Genomic DNA, 17,808 nt, shown 5'->3' with positions numbered 1-17,808 from the left:
GACCCCGCGCTTCGGGTGATACGATACTGCATCGGCGCTGCCCGAAAGCTCAGGGCGTGCCGAGGTCGAGCGACAGCGCGTGAATCGCCCCCATGAGCTCCGGACCGATCGCCGCGTGCACCGCGCGGTGGCGTGCAATGCGGCTTTGGCCCTCGAAGGCGGCGGAGCGGATCACCACATGAAAGTGGGATTCGCCGCCTTCCTGAAAGCCCGCGTGGCCGCGATGGGCCTCGCTGTCGTCGTGCACGACCAGTTCGGTCGGCGCCAGCGCCGCACGCAGCCGTGTCTCGATTTCACTGGTTCTCGTCGTTTTTTCCACCTTCGCCCCCTACACTCTGCCGGGGTTTTGTCTAAACTCCGGCGTCCGAGTCGAAAAGAGGTGCCCCTCATGACCAAATCCGACCCCTTCGGTTTCGACATGTCCGTCTCTTCGGCCAAGAAGAAGAACCCGCGCGGCCGCCGGGGGATGTCGGGCGAGAGCGAGACATCGACCCGCGTGTGCGATCATGAGGGCTGCGACAAGCCCGGCAAGTTCCGCGCACCCAAGGCGCCGGACGTGCTCGACGACTTCTACTGGTTCTGCAAGGACCATGTCCGCGAATACAACCTGAAGTGGGACTTCTTCCACGGCAAGACCGAGGCGGAGCTGAATGCGCAATCCAGCGCCGACAAGGTCTGGGACCGCCAGACCAAGGATTGGCGCGACCCCGAGGCGCGCGCCTGGGCCCGGCTGGGCATCGAGGATCCGCACCAGGTGCTGGGCGACAACGCCACGCGCAACCCCGGCAAGAAGGCCGGCGGCAGCGGCGGACGCCGCCTGCCCCCGACCGAGCGGCGCGCAATCGAGATCCTCGACGTCGGCGAAAACGCTTCCAAGACCGACGTGCGGAAGGCCTACAAGGCGCTCATCAAGGTGCTGCACCCCGACATGAACGGCGGCGACCGCAGCCAGGAAGAGCAGCTGCAGGAAGTCATGTGGGCGTGGGAGCAGGTCAAGGACAGCCGCCACTTCAAGTGATCGGCGGCCTCCCGCGCAGGTTGTACGGGATTCCCCTTAGGCGGGACACAAAGCGCTAGACACAACCCCCTTAGGTTGCATAGCCTGACAGAAGCGTACCGATTGACGGAGCGGCCGATCCCTACCGCTTCCGGTCTCGCACTCACGGACGGCGGGTGTCCGATTATCCCCTGTCGGATGCTCGCCGACGTGACCAGGAGGACTCGTCTTCCCCCAGACGGGCACGGGCGGGCGCCGGCGATGCCGGGCTCGCCCGCTTTTCTGCCTGCCGGCCGGGCCGCTTTGTCAGGCCTCGCGGAATGTCAGCGACACGCCGTTGATGCAGTGGCGCTTGCCGGTGGGCTCGGGGCCGTCATCGAAGATATGCCCGAGATGGGAACCACAGCGCGAACAATGCACCTCCGTGCGTACCGTGAAGAACGATCGATCGGGCTTGGTGCCCACGGCGCCGTCCGCCACCGGCTTCCAGAACGACGGCCAGCCGGTGCCGGAATCGAACTTGTGCTCGGAAGAATAGAGCGCCTGGTCGCAGCCGCGGCAAAGATACGTCCCTTGCGTCTTCAGATCGTGCAGGGGCGAGGTAAAGGCGCGCTCGGTCCCTTCTTCCCGCATCACGCGGAATTCGGCCTCCGACAGCATGTCGCGCCATTCGGCTTCGGTGCGGGTAACCTCGAAGGGGCCGTCGGCGGCCCGGGCGCCGGTGGCGGCGCCGGCGAGGCCCAGCGCGGCGGCGCTGCGGGTGAGGAAGTCGCGTCTCATCATCGGGTCGGTCCTCCGTCAGGTGAAGGTCCGGACCGGCGGAGCGCACGGGCCGGACAGGGGGCCAGGACTGCCGCCCCGCCGCGAGGGATCCGGCGGGGCGGCACCGGGTGCCATTCGCTTGACGATATAGGAACAGCGCCCCCCGGTCTCAAAGGCGCCCGTCTCAGCCGGCCTGGCCGCCCGGCAGGAGCACACGGTCGATCACGTGGATGACACCGTTCGACTGATCGACGTCGGCGATGGTGACGGTCGCCTCGCGGCCGTTCTCGTCGGTCAGCGTGATGGTGTCGCCGGACATCTCGGCCTGCAGCGTGCAGCCGCCCACGGTCGGCACCGGGTGCATGCCGCCGTCATCGGCAATCATCCCGGCGATGGCACCGGACATCGCCTCGGTGGCGACCACGTGACAGGTGAGGATCTGCGCGAGCTGGTCGCGGTTCTCATCCATCATCAGCGCGTTGAGGCTTTCCTCGGACAGCATGCCGAAGGCGTCATCGGTCGGCGCGAACACGGTGAAGGGGCCTTCGCCGTTCAGCGTGTCCACGAGACCCGCCTGCTGGACGGCGGCGACGAGCGTGGTGTGAATGGGCGAGTTCACCGCATTCTCGACGATGGTACGGTCGGCGAACATGTCGGCGCCGCCGACCTGCGGGTTATCCTGGGCGAACGCGGCGCCGGCGGTCAGTGCGGTGCCGGCAAGCGCGGCGGCTAGGGTCTTGAGGGTCATGTGTTGGCCTCCTCCGTTAGAGTCATGGGTCGTGGGCCCGTCGTGGATCGACGAGAGCAAAGGAATCCACGGCCTGCCGGAGCCACGGGTTTCGCGGCTCCGCCCGGGCCCGATAAAGATCACGTGAACGATATGTTGCAATCGGCCGCCCGCCACGCTTCAAGCGGACGCGACTGCATGTGAACCGGCGCTGCCGGCCTGCTGCTTCTTTGGGCTTTCAAATACTCCGGGGGGTCCGGGGGGCAGCGCCCCCCGGCGGGTCGGATCGGCCAGCGGCCGATCCGACCCGCCGCCTTCACAACGTTTCAGTGAACCGTGATCGGTGCCGTGCCGAGTATCGGCCCGGTGGGCGCCCCGGTGGGCGAGCCGCCGGGCGGCTCCTGGCTGACGGCGAGCATGGCCTCCGGCAGCCGTTCGGCCACCGAGGCCGGCAGGCCATAGCGGAGGCGATCCCCCTGCCCGGCATCCGGCACAAGCCCGAGCGACACCGGCGCCTCGTCGCCGGCGACGACCCAGAGTTCGAGGTCCGATCCCGCCGGTACGTTGCCGGATTCGCGGATCACCAGCAGTTCGCCCGCCTCCGCGAACCAGCCGGCATGGATGGCGAGGTCGCTGTCCTCGACCGCGATGTCGGCCACGAGGGCCGGCCGCTCGCCTTGCGGCCCGAGCAGGCCGAAGGTGAAGGCGGCCCAGGCGAGCACGGCGGCCAGCACCGCGCCGGCCCCGTACGGCATGAGCATCCGCCAGAGCGGCGCGCGGCGGCGGCCCGGCGCGTCGCCGAAGGCGGCGGCCTCGATGCGCCGCTTGACCGCCGCGGCCGGCGCTGTCCCGGTCACGTCGCCGGCGAGATGCGCGAAATACTCGGTCCAGACGACCACCTCGCGTTCGAGCTCCGGCTCTTTCGCGAGACGTGCCTCGAAGGCGCGCGCCTCGGCGTCGGGCATGAGGCCAAGGACGTATTCCGCCGCGAGGGCGGTATCGCCCCCGTTCGGCAGATCGTCCATGTCACCCTCGCCGGTCATCGTGCCAGACACTCCCTGAGCTGGATCAACGACCGCCGCAGCCAGGTGCGCACGGTGTTGAGCTTGGTGCCGGTGGCCTCCGCGAGTTCGGCGTACGTATCGCCGTCGAGATAGACCCGGCGGACCATCGCCGCGCGGTCCTCGGGCAGTTCACGCAGGCACTGGTGCAAACGCTCGGCCTCAGACCGCTCGGCCGCCTGCGCCTCCGGGCCGGGGCCGGAATCGGCCATCGTTTCGGCCAGGTCGAGCCCCTCGGCGGGCCGCGCCGGACGCTTGCGCCGCCGGTCGATGGCGATGTTGCGGGTCAGCGTGATCAGCCATGTCATCGGCGAGAAGCCGTTCACCCGGTACGCCTCGGCACGATTCCAGATGCGCACATAGGCTTCCTGAAGGGCCTCCTCGGCCTCAGCCCGGTCGCCGAGGATGCGCAGGCAAATCCCGAAGAGCTTGGCGGAGGTCCGGTCGTAGAGCGAAGAGAACGCCTCTCGGTCGCCCATCGCGATCCGGGCGAGCAGGTCCTCGACCTCTTCCTGCGGCGTCTTCTGCGGCATCTGGCCCTGTCGTCGGGACCGGGCCGGCACGGGCCGGGTCCGCCCCGTTATTGCGTCTTGGTCTATCGTTCCTTTTGCATGTAGGGCCGGGCCGGCACGCTGTCGATCCTTCCCCTTGCCCCTTGCCACGATATGTTGCATCCCGGACGCCAATTGCCGGGCCAGGCCCGGCCAGACGTGCTTGAGAGGACGAAATTGTCATGGCCGACGGCGCGATCGACATCGACGCGAAACCGACCGAGGAGATCTCGGTGCGCGAGGTATTCGGGATCGAGACCGACATGGTGGTGCACGGCTTCGCCGAGAAGACCGACCGTGTGCCGGACCTGGATTCCACCTACAAGTTCGACCCGGACACGACGCTGGCGATCCTCGCCGGCTTCGCCCACAATCGCCGGGTGATGATCCAGGGCTATCACGGCACCGGGAAGTCGACGCATATCGAACAGGTGGCGGCGCGGCTGAACTGGCCCTGCGTGCGGGTGAACCTCGACAGCCATATCAGCCGGATCGACCTGATCGGCAAGGACGCCATCAAGCTCAAGAACGGTGTTCAGGTCACCGAGTTCCAGGAGGGCATCCTGCCCTGGGCGCTGCGCAACCCGACCGCGATCGTCTTCGACGAATACGATGCGGGCCGGGCCGACGTGATGTTCGTGATCCAGCGCGTGCTGGAGGTCGACGGCAAGCTGACGCTGCTCGACCAGAACGAGGTGCTGCATCCGCACCCGTTCTTCCGCATCTTCGCGACGGCGAACACGGTGGGCCTCGGGGACACGACCGGTCTCTATCACGGCACGCAGCAGATCAACCAGGGCCAGATGGACCGCTGGAGCCTGGTGGCGACGCTCAACTACCTGTCGATCGACGCCGAGGCGGCGATCGTGCTGTCGAAGTGCCCGCACTACAATACCGAGAAGGGGCGCCGCCAGATCCGCCAGATGGTCACCGTCGCGGACCTGTCGCGCACGGCCTTCATGAACGGCGACCTGTCGACGGTGATGAGCCCGCGGACGGTGATTTCCTGGGCCCAGAACGCGGAGATCTTCCGCGACACCGGCTACGCCTTCCGGGTGTCGTTCCTCAACAAGTGCGACGAGCTGGAGCGGCAGACGGTGGCGGAGTTCTACCAGCGCTGCTTCGACGAGGAACTGCCCGAAAGCGCGGCGCGCGTCGCGGTGAAGTGATCTGCCGCCGGGCGCGGCAGCTCCTCGGGCCGTTGCCGGCCCTCCTCGCCGGGGCCGCTGCGGCGGACGTGTCGGATAACCCGGCGGCGCGCTGCGCGGCGCTCTGGCAGGGATATGCGCAATATGCTGAAATCTCGACCTATCTGAGCGGCGCGGAGGAGGCGCGGACGGAGGCGGCCCGGTTCCGCGACGTCGCCGTGCGCGAGACGGGCGATCCGGCAGCGGTCGAGGAGTGGATCGCGCGCGAGGCGCCCCGGCGGGCGCGGATGGTCGAGGCTTACGTGTACGCGAGCGACCGGCAGAGCCAAGAGGTCTTCGAGCGGGCAATGTCCGCCTGCCGGTGACGCGCCATGGGCGCGTGCGAGAGGCGCTGCCTCTCGCGCTCTCCGGAGTATTTCTGCCCGAAGAAGCAGAGGTCAGGCCTCGATCATCTCGCGCAGTTCGCGGATCCGGGTCTGCGGGGCCGGGTGAGTGGCGAGGATCTCCGGCGGCTGGTTGCCGCGCGCCTGCTGCATCGCCTCCCACAGACGGATGGAGGCCGCAGGGTCGAAACCGGCCTGCCGCATGAGGTCGAGGCCGAGGCGGTCGGCCTCCAGTTCCTGCCGGCGGCCGTAGGGCAGCGCCAGCCCGTATTGCAGGCCGAGGCCCAGCGCCGCCATGATCTCCTCGTCGAGCTCGATCTCCGACTGGCGCAGCACGAAGGCGACGACGCGTTGGAGCGCGTTGGAGGCGCGGGCATTGCCCATGCGCTCGCGGGCGTGGTCGGCCTGCAGGTGGCCGATTTCGTGGCCGATCACGGCGGCCAGCTCGTCCGGGGAACCGGCCAGCTCGTAGAGGCCGCGGTAGACGCCGATCCGCCCGCCGGGCAGCGCGAAGGCGTTGGCCTGGGCTGAGTCGAAGGCGACGACCTGCCACTCGGACGGCTGTCCGCCCGCGGCAGTGATGAGTTCGTGCGACAGCTGCGCGACCGTGTCACGGAAGGCCGGGTCGTCGCTTTGTGGCGTCTCGGACCGGATCTGCTGCCAGGCCTCGGCGCCGAGGCGGGCGGCCTCGTCCTCCGACACCAGGACCGAGGCCCGGTCGCAGGCCGGCAGCGTCGTCAGCGGCAGCGTGGCCGCACCGGCCAGAATGCGGCGGCGGGTGAAGGTCTGGCAGGTGCAGGGCATGGCGATCTCCGGTGAGGGTCAAACTGGAAGCGCCGCGGGGCTGGCCGGGTTCCGTGTTGCAAGCCTCGGCATGGGCGATATGCCCGTGGGTCTTTCGCGCTCAGCCGCCGGGTCGGTCAGCCGCCGCCGCCCCGCTTGGTGCGCAGGGTGGGGTCGGCCTCCCGCGGGTTTTCCGGCCAGGGGTGCTTGGGATAGCGCGCGCGCATGTCCTTGCGCACGTCGGCATAGGAGCCGTCCCAGAACCCCGGCAGGTCGGTGGTGGTCTGCACCGGACGCCCGGCCGGGGACAGCAGCGTCACCCGCAGCTTCGTGTCGCCCACCACTGGATGCGTGCGTTGGCCGAACATTTCCTGCAGGCGCAGCGATATTTCCGGCGCCTCGCCGGAATAGTCGATCGGGATCGACCGGCCGAGCGGCGTGGTGAAGGCCCCCGGCACCGCGTTATCGAGCGCCTGGCGCTGCGGCCAGTCGAGCCGCGCCTCGAGCGCCTCGGTCGGATCGAAGCGCCGCCAGTCCTCGGCCGAGCGCACGCCGGACAGGAACGGCAGCAACCACTCCTCCAGCGTCGCCATCAACGCCTCTTCGTCCATCTCCGGCAGGTCGAGCCCCGCCGCACGCCCCAGTGCCACGCGCGCCGCGAAGCGCCGGGCCCGGGCGGTCAGCGCCAGCCCGATCTCGCGCACGCCGTCCAGCATCGCGCGGGCGACCAGATCCTCGGGCACGTCGCGCCAGATCCGGTCGTCAAGGACAAGTGCGCCAAACCGCTCCTGCTGGCGCGCCACCACGCGGCGGTCGCGCCGCGACCAGGCGCAGACGTCCTCCCACGCGATCCGGTCCGAGAAGAGAGCGCGCAGCTCGGCCTCTTCCAGCCGCGCGGCCTGGCGGATGCGCGCCTCGCGCGGGTTGCCGTCGGTGTCGGTTGCCACGATCAGGTGCGCCTCGCCCATCGCGTCATCCTCGGGCATCACCGCGCCCTTGCCGCCCGACAGGATGTAGCGAGACGAATCCCCGCGCCGGCGCAGGCCGATCCGGTCGGGATAGGCCAGCGCCGCCATCGCGGCCGGGCGCAGGTCCTCGGTGCCCGTCGGCGCCTCGCGGGTCAGCCGCTTCGCCTCGTCCTGGATCGACTTGAGGGCCGCGCGACGCACCTCGTAGGGCCGCGCGGCGGAGAACCCCTTGGGATCGCGCAGCGCCTCCAGCCGCAGGGTGATGTCCGCCGGCGCGCCCTTCAGCGGATCGCGCGCGGCCAGAAGCGCCGCGAGCGGCGCGGCGTCCTTGCCGGCGATCGCCACCATGTGCGCGAGCCGCGGATGCAGCGGCAGACGGGCGAGCGCCTTGCCGTGCGGGGTGACGCGCCGCTCGGAATCGAGTGCGCCGAGGAGTTGCAGAAGCTCCTGCGCCTCCGCGTAGGTCGCGGCGGGGGGCGGCGTCAGGAACGGCAGCGCCTCGGGCGCCGCGCCCCAGAGCGCGAGATCGAGCGCGAGCCCGGCAAGGTCCGCCGCCTCGATCTCCGCCGGGGGATGGGGGACGAGAGCGCCCTCCTCGCCGCGGGTCCAGAGCCGGTAGGCGACGCCCGGCGCGACGCGCCCCGCACGGCCGGCGCGCTGCGTGGCCTCGGCGCGGGTGACGCGCTCTGTCACCAGCCGCGACATGCCGGAGCCGGGATCGAAGCGCGCGCGGCGGGCACGGCCGGCATCGACGACGACGCGCACGTCCTCGATGGTCAGCGAGGTTTCGGCGATGGCGGTGGCGAGGACGACCTTGCGCCCCGAGGGCTCGGGCCGGATCGCCGCGCGCTGCTCGTCCGGGGGAAGCGCGCCGTAGAGCGGGCGCAGCACCGCGTCCGGCGGCAGGCGGGACTTGAGACGCGCGGCGGTGCGCCGGATCTCGCCCTCGCCCGGAAGGAAGACGAGCACGCCGCCCTCGGTCTCGCCGAGGGCGGTCGCGACGAGGTCGGCGGTGCCGTCCTCAAGCCGCGTGCCCTTGGGCAGCGGGCGGTCGAGCCAGCGCGTCTCCACTGGGTAGCTGCGCCCTTCGGAGGTGACCACGGGCGCCGCCATCAGGTCTGCGATGGGGCCGGCTTCGAGCGTCGCGGACATCGCCAGGAGGCGCAGATCCTCGCGCAGCGCGCCGGCGATCTCGAGGCAGAGCGCGAGGCCGAGATCGGCGTTGAGGGACCGTTCGTGGATCTCGTCGAAGATCACGGCGCCGACGCCGGTCAGTTCGGGGTCCGATTGCAGGCGGCGCGTCAGGATGCCTTCGGTGACGACCTCGATCCGGGTGGCGGCGGAGACCTTGGCCTCGCCGCGAATGCGGTAGCCGACGGTCTTGCCGACCGGCTCGCCCAGTGTTTCGGCCATGCGCTCCGCCGCCGCGCGGGCGGCCAGGCGGCGGGGTTCGAGCATGACGAGCGTGCCGTCGAAGGCGCCGGCCTCGAGGAGGGCGAGTGGCACGCGCGTTGTCTTGCCCGCGCCCGGCGGCGCCTGCAACACGGCGCGGCCGGTCCGGCGCACCGCCGAGAGCAGGTCCGGCAGCGCGTCCTCGATGGGCAGGCGGGGCATGACGTCCTCCTTGCGCGCGGCGTCCGGGGTCGGCTCGCACGATCTTAGATAAGATCGTGCGCAGGATTTTAGATAAAATCCTGCGCGCTCAGGCGCCGACGCACCAGCGCATGACGGCCTTCTGCGCGTGCAGGCGGTTCTCGGCCTCGTCCCAGACGACCGAGTGCGGGCCGTCCATCACCTCGCTGGTGACCTCTTCCTCGCGGTGCGCGGGGAGGCAATGCATGAAGAGCGCGTCTGGTTTCGCCTTCGCCATCAGATCGCGGTTCACCTGGTAGGGGCGCAGCATGTTGTGGCGCCGCTCGCGCGCCGATTGCGCGTCGTGCATCGACACCCAGGTGTCGGTGATCACGAGATCGGCGCCGTCCACCGCGCGCATCGGGTCGCGCTCGATCGTGACCTGCACGCCGGCCTGACGCGCGAGGCCGACGAACTCCATCTCCGGGTCGAGTTGCACCGGGCCGGTGAAGGTGAAGTCGAAGCCCATCTGCGCCGCCGCGTGCAGCCAGGAGGCGCAGACATTGTTGCCGTCGCCGGACCAGACCACCTTGCGGCCCTGGATGGCGCCGCGATGTTCCTCGTAGGTCATCAGATCGGCCATGATCTGGCACGGGTGGGAGCGGTCGGTGAGCCCGTTGATCACCGGCACGGTGGCGTGCTCGGCCATCTCGGTCAGCACGCTTTCGTCGAAGGTGCGGATCATGATGAGATCGACGTAGCGGCTCATCACACGGGCGGTGTCGGCGATGGTCTCGCCGTGGCCGAGCTGCATGTCCGCGCCCGAGAGCACCATCGTCTCTCCGCCCATCTGGCGCACGCCGACATCGAAGGACACGCGGGTGCGGGTCGAGGGCTTCTCGAAGATCAGCGCGACCATGTGGTTGGCGAGCGGCTGCTCGGAATCGGGCGTGGCCTTGGGGGCGCCGTTGCGGGCCGACTTCATCGTGGCGGCCTGCGACAGGATCGCCTTGAGTTCGGCGGGGTCGGTCTTGTGGATGTCGAGGAAATGGTTCATCGGATCATGCTTTTATCGGCCGACGGCCGGGGGCGCCTGCCCCCGGACCCCCGGGAGTATTTGTGACGAGAAGAAGATCAGGCCGGGGCCTTGGCCTTCAGCGACGCCGCTGTGGCGGCGCGGTCGAGGCGGGAGACGGCCTCCGCGATGTCGCTGTCGGAGAGCGTCAGCGGCGGCAGGAGGCGCATCACGTTGTCGGCGGCCGGGATGGTGATCAACTCGTGCGCGAAGCCGGCCTCCACCACGTCGGCGGCCGGCAGGCGGCATTTGAGGCCGAGCATCAGGCCGACGCCGCGCACCTCTTCGAAGACGTCGGCATGGGTGGCGACGATGCTTTCGATCCGTTGGCGCAGGAGCGCCGCCTTGCGGCGGACCTCCGCGAGGAAATCGGGGTCGGAGACGTGGCGCATCACGGCGAGGCCCACGGCGCAGGCCAGCGGGTTGCCGCCATAGGTCGAGCCGTGGGTGCCGGCGGTCATGCCCGCGGCGGCGTCCTCGGTGGCGAGCACCGCGCCGAGCGGGAAGCCGCCGCCGATGCCCTTGGCGACCATCATGATGTCGGGTGTGATGCCGGCCCATTCGTGCGCGAAGAGGCGGCCGGTGCGGCCCATGCCGCATTGCACCTCGTCGAGGATCATGAGGATCCCCTTCTCGTCGCAAAGCTCGCGCAGGCCCTTCAGGCACTGGTCCGGCAGCGGGCGGATGCCGCCCTCGCCCTGCACGGGTTCGATCAGGATCGCGCCGATATGCTCGTCGATCGCAGAGTGCAGCGCGTCGTGATCGCCCCAGGGGACGTGGACGAAGCCGGGCAGGACCGGGCCGAAGCCGCCGATCATCTTGTCGGTGCCGGACGCCGCGATGGCCGCCGAGGACCGGCCGTGGAAGTTGCCGGAGAAGCTGATGAGGCCGGTCTTTTCCGGGTGGCCTTTCGCGGCCCAGTGCTTGCGCGCCATCTTCACCGCCAGCTCGCACGCTTCGGTGCCCGAATTGGTGAAGAAGACGCTGTCGGCAAAGGTCGCGTCGACCAGCGCGTCGGCCAGCGCCTGCTGCTCGGGGATCTGGTAGAGATTCGAGACATGCCAGAGCTTGCCGGCCTGCGCGGTCAGCGCCTCGATCAGCGCGGGATGCGCGTGGCCGAGCACGTTCACGGCGATCCCCGCCCCCATGTCGAGGAAGCGTCGACCGTCCTCGGCCACCAGCCAGGCGCCTTCGCCGTGCGTGAAGCTCAGGGGCACGCGATTATAGGTCGGCAGGACGGACGGGATCATCGGATCGCTCCTTCGCGGGAAGAGCCCAAGAGGTGCCAAGGGCCTTCGGTCAAGTCAAGTTTCATGGGAATATGACGGACGAGGACACCCGCCCGTTGATCGGGCGGGAGGAAACGGAGGCTCAGCGGCCTCGTCGGATGCGGATCGTCGCGGTCATGCGGGCGCTGAACCACGGCCGCGTCCGGATGGCAAGAAAATTCCGCCGCGCGGAGGGTTTTCTTTCACGAATTGCCGGTTATAGTCGCGGCCATGACGAGTCAGGCACATATCGCGATGCGCGCCCGCCCCATGGCGGCGCTTCCGCTCGGCCTGCTGCTCCTTACCCGCCTCTGAGCGCGGCCTTCTCGGCGCGACCGCTCAGAGGACCCCGTTTCCCGCGCCGAGACAGATCAGCCGCCCTTCCGAGGAGCCACCATGACATCCCTGCCCCTTACCGCCTCCCGGCAATCCGGACCCCGCACGGGTCCGCATGCGCCGGTCGGTGCGGCACGGGCTGGGACGAACAGCTGCGAAGAGCACACCCATACCGGCACCACAGGGCACGTCCCGACGCCGAAACCGACGATTTGATCCGAGAGACCGGACCCATGAGCGATACACACAAGGACCGCGTGGCGATCTTCGACACCACGCTGCGCGATGGCGAACAAAGCCCCGGCGCGACCATGACCCATGCCGAAAAGCTGGAGATCGCCGAGCTTCTCGACGACATGGGCGTCGATATCATCGAGGCGGGCTTTCCCATCGCCTCGGAAGGCGATTTCCGCGCCGTGAAGGAGATCGCGGAGCGCTCCAAGCAGTCGGTGATCTGCGGTCTGGCGCGCGCCAACCCCACCGACATCGACCGCTGCTGGGACGCGGTGCGCCATTCGGAGCGGCCGCGCATCCACACCTTCATCGGCACCTCGCCGCTGCACCGGGCGATCCCGAACCTCGACAAGGACCAGATGGCAGAGCGGATCGAGCAGACGGTGAGCCATGCGCGCAACCTCTGCGACAACGTGCAATGGTCGCCGATGGACGCCACGCGAACCGAGTGGGATTATCTCTGCCGGGTGGTGGAGATCGCCATCCGCTCGGGCGCGACGACGATCAACATCCCCGACACCGTCGGCTACACCGCCCCGCGCGAGAGCGCCGACCTGATCCGGCGCCTGATCGAGACTGTGCCGGGTGCGGACGAGATCGTCTTCGCCACCCATTGCCACAACGATCTGGGCATGGCGACGGCGAACACGCTGGCCGCGGTCGAGGGCGGCGCGCGGCAGATCGAGTGCACGATCAACGGCCTTGGCGAGCGCGCGGGCAACACCGCGCTCGAGGAGGTGGTGATGGCGCTGCGGGTGCGCGGCGACATCATGCCCTTCGACACCCGCATCGACACCAAGAAGATCATGCACATCTCGCGCCGCGTCGCGACGGTGTCGGGCTTCCCGGTGCAGTACAACAAGGCGATCGTGGGCAAGAACGCCTTCGCGCATGAAAGCGGCATCCACCAGGACGGCATGCTCAAGAACGCCGAGACGTTCGAGATCATGCGCCCCGAGGATGTGGGCCTCGCCGCGACGAACCTCGTCATGGGCAAGCATTCGGGCCGCGCCGCGCTGCGCGCCAAGCTGTCGGAACTGGGCGTCGAGGTGGGGGACAACCAGCTCAAGGATCTCTTCGTGCGGTTCAAGGAACTCGCCGACCGCAAGAAGGAGGTCTACGACGAGGACATCCTCGCGCTGGTCACGGCGACGACGACCGACGGCATGGCCGACCGGCTGCAGATCGTGAACCTGTCCGTGACCTGCGGCACCGGCGGACCGGCGCGCGCCGAGCTGGAGATGGAGATCGACGGCAAGGAGGAGGCCACCAGCGCCGAGGGTGACGGGCCGGTGGACGCCACGTTCAAGGCGGTGCGCGCGCTCCATCCGAACGACGCGCGGCTGCAACTCTACCAGGTGCACGCGGTGACCGAGGGCACCGATGCGCAGGCCACGGTCAGCGTGCGGCTGGAAGAGAACGGCATGATCGCGACCGGCCAGTCGGCCGACACCGACACGGTTGTCGCTTCGGCCAAGGCCTATGTGAACGCGCTCAACCGCCTCCTGGTGCGGCGCGACAAGACCGGGCCGGGCTCGGACGCGAAAGAGATCAGCTACAAGGATGTTGGCTGATCGCGAGCGGGGGCACGGCGCATGCCGCGCCCCCGTCTTCGTCCGGCTTCGGCGGTCGCCACCGCCCCTGCCCCGGAGCCGCCCGCGACATCGCTCCTCTGGCGCACGCGCGCCGGGTCAGGGCGCGCGGCGGCGCAGGATCCAGAGCGCGGCGGCCACGACCGCGAGCGGCAGGATCAGGGCCTCCAGCAACAGAAGCCCGATGATGGTGAGCGAGGTCGACAGGATCGTGTCGGCCTCTTCCAGGAAATAGGCGACGCTGTCGCGGTAGACGCCGATCGTCTCCAGGATGTCCGCGACGCCGTTGGTCAAGCTGTCGAAGAAGGAGGAGTCGCCCGTCTCCGGCAGCGCCCTTTCCTCGCTGATGCCCCGGGCGCGGTCGGCGATGTCCGACAACTCGGCGCGGGCAGCGACCATGCGCGGCTCGGTCAGCACGTCGGCGATGCCCGCCCCGGCCCAGAACAGCGCCGGCAGCACGAAGGCGAGCGCCGTGCCGCCGACCAGCGCGCGGTCGCAGACGTGGCTGGCGCGCCCGCGCCGCGGTCCGATCAGCAGCCACGGAAGCAGCGCGCCCAGCAGGATCGCGGCGCCGAGCACCGAAAGCGGTTCGGCCGCCACCGACAGGGTCGCGGCGACAACGGAGACTGCAAAGACCGTGGAGGCCACCCGCTCCACCGTGTCGTCGATGGGCTCCAGTACCTTGATGGGTTGCGCGCTTGCGGACACCACAGCCGAGCCGCCAAGCTCGATCTCCTGCGCCACCGACAGCGTCGCGTTGATCGCGCGGAGCGACACGTAGACCGCCCCCGCCGCGACCGCGATCCGGCTGGCCGCGCGTTCCGCCCCGTCGACGGCGGGGTTCTGCACCATCAGCGCGGCCAGCGCCGCGAGCCCCAGAACCGCCGCCAGCAGGATGCGCCGGAGGCGCCTCACAGCATCGACGGGACGACCTGATCCGGCGGGCGGTGGCCGTCGGCGAAGGTCTTGACGTTGATGATGACCTTCTCGCCCATCTCCAGCCGCCCCTCCACGGTGGCCGAACCCATATGCGGCAGAAGCACCACGTTCGGCAGATCGCGCAGCTCCGGGCTGACGTCGGTGCCGCGTTCGTAGACGTCGAGGCCCGCACCGGCGAGATCGCCCGCGCGCAGCCGCCGGGCCAGCGCGTTCTCGTCGATCACCTCGCCGCGCGAGGTATTCACGATCACCGCCGAGGGCTTCATCAGCTTCAGCCGCCTCGCGTTCATCAGGTGGAAGGTCGCCGGGGTATGCGGGCAATTGACCGACACCACGTCCATCCGCGCGAGCATCTGGTCGAGGCTGTCCCAGTACGTCGCCTCGAGCGCGGCCTCGGTCTCTTCGCGCAGGCGGCGGCGATTGTGGTAGTGGACCTGCATGCCGAAGGCGCGGGCACGGCGGGCGACGGCCTGGCCGATCCGGCCCATGCCGAGGATGCCGAGCCGCTTGCCCCCGATGCGGTAGCCGGTGAAGGCGGTGGGCGCCCAGCCGGTCCATTCGCCGGCCTGCATCACCGCAAGCCCCTCCGGGATTCGGCGCGTAACGCCGAGCATGAGCGCCATGACCATGTCGGCGGTGTCCTCGGTCACCACACCGGGGGTGTTCGACACAAGGATGCCGCGCGCGCGCGCGGTGTCGACGTCGATGTGATCGACCCCGGCCCCGTAATTGGCGATCAGCTTCAGCCGCTCGCCGGCCTGGCCGATCAGCCCGGCGTCGATCTCGTCGGTGAGCGTCGGCACCAGCACGTCCGCCGACTGCATCGCGTCGAGCAGTTGGCCGCGGGTCATCGGCGTGTCGCTGTCGTTCAGCGAGACGTCGAAAAGCTCCTTCAGCCGGGTCTCGACCGCCTCGGGCAGGCGTCGCGTGACGACAACACTCAGGCGCTTTGATGCCATGCTCGGGCCCCCGATCTTTCAAGCAACTTTCTTTCGGGGCAGAGTGTCGCAAGACGGATCGGGGCACAAGAACCCCGGCCGGGAAAACCGAGCAGGACATGACATCCATGACGAGACGAGCGAGGGGCGTGGCGCTGGCCATCGCCGTGACGCTGATGGCGGCCGGTGCGGCGGGCGCGGCCGAAGGGGAACGCGGGCCGGTGACCAACCTGCCGCTGCCGCGATACGTGTCGCTGAAGACATCCGAGGGCAACGTGCGGCGCGGCCCGTCGCTGACGCACCGGATCGACTGGGTCTACGTGCGCCGCGACATGCCCCTGGAGGTCACCGCGGAGTTCGGCCACTGGCGCCGCGTGCGCGACCGCGACGGCGCCGGCGGCTGGGTGCATTATTCGCTGCTGTCGGGCGTGCGCACGGTGATCGTGACGGAAGACCTTCTGCCGGTCTACACGCGCCCCGCGGAGGGTTCCCAGATAGTCGCCAAGCTGGGGATCGGAGTGATCGCGCGGCTGGGCGAGTGCCTGGCGATCTGGTGCGAGGTCGAGGCCGGCGGTCAGCACGGCTGGACGCGCAAGACCGCGCTCTGGGGCGTCGCGCCGGACGAGCTGCGCGACTGAGCGGGCCGGGGCACCCTTTAGGGTGGGCAATCCGCCCACCCGGCGCCAAGGCACTCCGGCCGGCTCTCCCCCTTGCGGACTCATCGCCGCCGGCCGCACGCGACGTGCCGACACTTGCCCAAGTTTCTTGACAAGTGTCAAATAACCTCCATGTCTGGCGCCATGGACAAGCGCAGCCTCCGCTCACGCCTTCGCCTGCATCGCGCCCTGCGCGATCTGATGGTCGACACGCCGCCCGACTCGATCTCCGTCGAGGCGCTGGCGCGCCACGCCGGCGTGACGCGGCAGACGTTCTATGCCCATTACAGCGGCATCCCGCAGCTGATCGAGGAACATCTCGACACGATGCTGGACGAAATCGCCGCCCGCCATCGGGCTACCTTCCGCGATGCCGACGCCGCCGTGGACCCCGACCGGCTGCGGCAGTTGATGGCGTCGGTCTTCGCCGACCTGGACCCCGATGATCCGCGGCTGATCGCGCTGCTGAACGGCGCCGTCGGGACCGAGCCAGAGACACGCTTCGGCGCGCTGCTGGAACGGTTCCTGGCGGAAGGCGATCCCGAGGGCAGCGCAGCGCTCGCGCCCGGCGCGCAGGCGATGCATGCCCGCTTCTTCGCCGCCGGTTTCGTGGGCGTCCTGCGCCACTGGGTCGCGCTCGGACCGGGCCGCCCTGACCCCGAGCTCATGGCCGAACGGCTCGCCGATCTCTGCCTCTACGGCCGCAAAGGCCTGTGTCCCTTCACCTGACGGAGCCCCCGCCCATGCTGCGCCTCATCGCCTCCGCCCTGCCGATGCTGCTCGCCCTGTCCTCGCTCGCCATGGCGCAGGAGACCGAGCAGGCGTCGTCCCCGCCGCCGCGGCCGGCCAAGCTGATGACGCTGGATGCCGGCCAGGGCACGGTGGAGCGGCAGTTCTTCGGCCGCGTCGAGGCGAACGAGACGGTCGACCTCGCCTTCCAGGTGGGCGGGCAGATCGTGCGGCTGCCGGCGACCGAGGGCGCGCCGATCCCCGAGGGCGGGCTGGTCGCGCGCCTCGACCTCGACCCGTTCGAACGCCAGCTCGAAGAGGCCCGCGTGAACCTCGACAAGGCCGAGCGCGATCTCGACCGGCTGGAGCAGCTGTCGGGCAACGCGGCCTCCGAGGTCCAGATCCAGGATGCGCGCACGCAGGCGCGGCTGGCCCAGATCGCCGTCGACGACGCCGAGGATCAGCTCGAGGATGCCACCCTCGAGGCGCCGTTCGATGCGCTGGTGGCGCGGCGCATGATGGCGAACTTCTCGACCGTGCAGGCCGGCACCCCTGTCGTTCGCCTGCACGACATGTCAGTCAAGAAGGTGGCGATCGACGTGCCCGAGGTGCTGTTCCGGCGTGCCACGGACGACCGCGACAAGATCGAGGTGAGCGCCAGCTTCCCCGAAAGCGAACAAAGCTACCCGCTGGTCTTCAGCGAGTTCGAGGCCGAGACCGCCGAGGTCGGCCAGACCTACCGCCTGACGCTCGCCTTTGCCGAGGATCCGGGCGAGGGCGTGCTGCCGGGATCGTCGACCACGGTCACGGTGCAGATGCCGCTCGGCGCGTCCTCCGGCATCCTGCTGCCCGAGACCGCGCTGGTCTACGACCCTGAACGCAACCCCTCGGTTATGGTCTTCGCCCCGTCGGGCGAGGATCCCGACCGCGGAGAGGTGCACCGCACCCCGGTCGACATCGAGGTGCGCCCGGACGGGCGCATCGCGCTGCTGGACGGGCCCGAGCCCGGCACGGAGATCGTGATGACCGGCGCCGCCCAGCTCGAGGACGGCCAGTCCGTCCGCCGCTTCACCGGCATCGGGGAGTAAC

The 17,808-nt window shown here is 69.7% G+C and carries 18 protein-coding genes; 7 read left to right on the top strand and 11 right to left on the bottom strand.

The window, feature by feature from the left end; all coding sequences use genetic code 11:
* Nucleotides 1-49: 49 nt before the first annotated feature.
* A complete protein-coding gene (locus F3H57_RS17350; RefSeq protein ID WP_149757366.1) occupies nucleotides 50-319 on the bottom strand; it encodes a BolA family protein in 270 nt (89 codons plus the stop codon).
* 69 nt (nucleotides 320-388) lie between these two features.
* Between F3H57_RS17350 and F3H57_RS17345 the strand changes: the two genes are divergently transcribed.
* Nucleotides 389-1,018, top strand: a complete 630-nt coding sequence (locus F3H57_RS17345) for a DnaJ domain-containing protein (protein ID WP_149757364.1) — start codon at nucleotides 389-391, stop codon at nucleotides 1,016-1,018.
* A 285-nt stretch (nucleotides 1,019-1,303) separates the two neighbouring features.
* Here the strand turns inward: F3H57_RS17345 and msrB are convergent, their stop codons facing one another.
* From msrB to F3H57_RS17325, 4 genes are all read right to left on the bottom strand, one after another.
* Complete coding sequence (msrB, locus tag F3H57_RS17340; protein WP_149757362.1) at nucleotides 1,304-1,780, bottom strand: peptide-methionine (R)-S-oxide reductase MsrB; 477 nt, start codon at nucleotides 1,778-1,780, stop codon at nucleotides 1,304-1,306.
* A 163-nt stretch (nucleotides 1,781-1,943) separates the two neighbouring features.
* Entirely contained in the window at nucleotides 1,944-2,507 is a 564-nt protein-coding gene (locus tag F3H57_RS17335) for a fasciclin domain-containing protein (RefSeq protein WP_149757360.1), read from the bottom strand.
* Nucleotides 2,508-2,812: 305 nt separating this feature from the next.
* Nucleotides 2,813-3,529: an anti-sigma factor gene (locus F3H57_RS17330; protein WP_149757358.1), complete on the bottom strand. Its 717-nt coding sequence runs from the start codon at nucleotides 3,527-3,529 to the stop codon at nucleotides 2,813-2,815.
* Nucleotides 3,526-4,080, bottom strand: a complete 555-nt coding sequence (locus F3H57_RS17325) for a sigma-70 family RNA polymerase sigma factor (protein ID WP_149757356.1) — start codon at nucleotides 4,078-4,080, stop codon at nucleotides 3,526-3,528. The genes F3H57_RS17330 and F3H57_RS17325 overlap by 4 nt, the downstream gene beginning before the upstream one ends.
* A 200-nt stretch (nucleotides 4,081-4,280) precedes the next feature.
* Here F3H57_RS17325 and cobS point away from each other — a divergent pair, with 200 nt between their 5' ends.
* On the top strand, nucleotides 4,281-5,267 hold the full coding sequence (gene cobS, locus F3H57_RS17320; RefSeq protein WP_149757354.1) for a cobaltochelatase subunit CobS: 987 nt from the start codon (nucleotides 4,281-4,283) through the stop codon (nucleotides 5,265-5,267).
* 32 nt (nucleotides 5,268-5,299) lie between these two features.
* Nucleotides 5,300-5,611: a hypothetical protein gene (locus F3H57_RS17315; protein ID WP_149757352.1), complete on the top strand. Its 312-nt coding sequence runs from the start codon at nucleotides 5,300-5,302 to the stop codon at nucleotides 5,609-5,611.
* Between the two features lie 72 nt (nucleotides 5,612-5,683).
* Here F3H57_RS17315 and F3H57_RS17310 read toward each other — a convergent pair whose 3' ends face one another.
* The 4 genes from F3H57_RS17310 to F3H57_RS17295 all read right to left on the bottom strand — a co-directional run bounded on the left by F3H57_RS17310 (nucleotide 5,684) and on the right by F3H57_RS17295 (nucleotide 11,277).
* On the bottom strand, nucleotides 5,684-6,433 hold the full coding sequence (locus F3H57_RS17310) for a M48 family metallopeptidase (RefSeq protein ID WP_149757350.1): 750 nt from the start codon (nucleotides 6,431-6,433) through the stop codon (nucleotides 5,684-5,686).
* A 116-nt stretch (nucleotides 6,434-6,549) separates the two neighbouring features.
* Complete coding sequence (gene hrpB / locus F3H57_RS17305; RefSeq protein ID WP_149757348.1) at nucleotides 6,550-8,994, bottom strand: ATP-dependent helicase HrpB; 2,445 nt, start codon at nucleotides 8,992-8,994, stop codon at nucleotides 6,550-6,552.
* Nucleotides 8,995-9,082: 88 nt separating this feature from the next.
* A complete protein-coding gene (gene argF, locus F3H57_RS17300; protein WP_149757346.1) occupies nucleotides 9,083-10,009 on the bottom strand; it encodes an ornithine carbamoyltransferase in 927 nt (308 codons plus the stop codon).
* 77 nt (nucleotides 10,010-10,086) lie between these two features.
* Complete coding sequence (locus F3H57_RS17295) at nucleotides 10,087-11,277, bottom strand: aspartate aminotransferase family protein (protein ID WP_149757344.1); 1,191 nt, start codon at nucleotides 11,275-11,277, stop codon at nucleotides 10,087-10,089.
* A 587-nt stretch (nucleotides 11,278-11,864) separates the two neighbouring features.
* Between F3H57_RS17295 and F3H57_RS17290 the strand changes: the two genes are divergently transcribed.
* Nucleotides 11,865-13,439, top strand: coding sequence for a 2-isopropylmalate synthase (locus F3H57_RS17290; protein WP_149757342.1), 1,575 nt, complete (start codon nucleotides 11,865-11,867; stop codon nucleotides 13,437-13,439).
* Nucleotides 13,440-13,556: 117 nt separating this feature from the next.
* Here the strand turns inward: F3H57_RS17290 and F3H57_RS17285 are convergent, their stop codons facing one another.
* Entirely contained in the window at nucleotides 13,557-14,372 is an 816-nt protein-coding gene (locus F3H57_RS17285) for a hypothetical protein (RefSeq protein WP_149757340.1), read from the bottom strand.
* Entirely contained in the window at nucleotides 14,369-15,355 is a 987-nt protein-coding gene (locus tag F3H57_RS17280; protein ID WP_149757338.1) for a 2-hydroxyacid dehydrogenase, read from the bottom strand. The genes F3H57_RS17285 and F3H57_RS17280 overlap by 4 nt, the downstream gene beginning before the upstream one ends.
* Before the next feature lie 107 nt (nucleotides 15,356-15,462).
* Between F3H57_RS17280 and F3H57_RS17275 the strand changes: the two genes are divergently transcribed.
* The 3 genes from F3H57_RS17275 (at nucleotide 15,463) to F3H57_RS17265 (ending at nucleotide 17,807) form a co-directional block, all read left to right on the top strand.
* Nucleotides 15,463-15,972, top strand: a complete 510-nt coding sequence (locus F3H57_RS17275) for an SH3 domain-containing protein (RefSeq protein WP_394349843.1) — start codon at nucleotides 15,463-15,465, stop codon at nucleotides 15,970-15,972.
* A gap of 150 nt (nucleotides 15,973-16,122) precedes the next feature.
* Entirely contained in the window at nucleotides 16,123-16,719 is a 597-nt protein-coding gene (locus F3H57_RS17270) for a TetR/AcrR family transcriptional regulator (RefSeq protein WP_149757334.1), read from the top strand.
* A 14-nt stretch (nucleotides 16,720-16,733) separates the two neighbouring features.
* The gene (locus F3H57_RS17265) at nucleotides 16,734-17,807 is read left to right on the top strand and encodes an efflux RND transporter periplasmic adaptor subunit (RefSeq protein ID WP_149757332.1); all 1,074 of its coding nucleotides are present in this window, start codon (nucleotides 16,734-16,736) and stop codon (nucleotides 17,805-17,807) included.
* The last annotated feature ends 1 nt before the right edge of the window (nucleotide 17,808 follow it).

The sequence above is a fragment of the Roseivivax sediminis genome (assembly GCF_900112685.1).
Classification (GTDB): Bacteria; Pseudomonadota; Alphaproteobacteria; order Rhodobacterales; family Rhodobacteraceae; genus Roseivivax; species Roseivivax sediminis.
Note: the sequence above shows the minus strand (reverse complement) of the source record. Positions and strands in the feature narration are given on the sequence as shown.

Coding starts and splice junctions, on each gene's coding strand:
- F3H57_RS17345 (WP_149757364.1), top strand. CDS start 389: ATGACCAAATCCGACCCCTTCGGTTTCGACATGTCCGTCTCTTCGGCC.
- msrB (WP_149757362.1), bottom strand. CDS start 1,780: ATGATGAGACGCGACTTCCTCACCCGCAGCGCCGCCGCGCTGGGCCTC.
- F3H57_RS17335 (WP_149757360.1), bottom strand. CDS start 2,507: ATGACCCTCAAGACCCTAGCCGCCGCGCTTGCCGGCACCGCACTGACC.
- F3H57_RS17330 (WP_149757358.1), bottom strand. CDS start 3,529: ATGACCGGCGAGGGTGACATGGACGATCTGCCGAACGGGGGCGATACC.
- F3H57_RS17325 (WP_149757356.1), bottom strand. CDS start 4,080: ATGCCGCAGAAGACGCCGCAGGAAGAGGTCGAGGACCTGCTCGCCCGG.
- cobS (WP_149757354.1), top strand. CDS start 4,281: ATGGCCGACGGCGCGATCGACATCGACGCGAAACCGACCGAGGAGATC.
- F3H57_RS17310 (WP_149757350.1), bottom strand. CDS start 6,433: ATGCCCTGCACCTGCCAGACCTTCACCCGCCGCCGCATTCTGGCCGGT.
- hrpB (WP_149757348.1), bottom strand. CDS start 8,994: ATGCCCCGCCTGCCCATCGAGGACGCGCTGCCGGACCTGCTCTCGGCG.
- argF (WP_149757346.1), bottom strand. CDS start 10,009: ATGAACCATTTCCTCGACATCCACAAGACCGACCCCGCCGAACTCAAG.
- F3H57_RS17295 (WP_149757344.1), bottom strand. CDS start 11,277: ATGATCCCGTCCGTCCTGCCGACCTATAATCGCGTGCCCCTGAGCTTC.
- F3H57_RS17290 (WP_149757342.1), top strand. CDS start 11,865: ATGAGCGATACACACAAGGACCGCGTGGCGATCTTCGACACCACGCTG.
- F3H57_RS17280 (WP_149757338.1), bottom strand. CDS start 15,355: ATGGCATCAAAGCGCCTGAGTGTTGTCGTCACGCGACGCCTGCCCGAG.
- F3H57_RS17275 (WP_394349843.1), top strand. CDS start 15,463: ATGACGAGACGAGCGAGGGGCGTGGCGCTGGCCATCGCCGTGACGCTG.
- F3H57_RS17270 (WP_149757334.1), top strand. CDS start 16,123: ATGTCTGGCGCCATGGACAAGCGCAGCCTCCGCTCACGCCTTCGCCTG.
- F3H57_RS17265 (WP_149757332.1), top strand. CDS start 16,734: ATGCTGCGCCTCATCGCCTCCGCCCTGCCGATGCTGCTCGCCCTGTCC.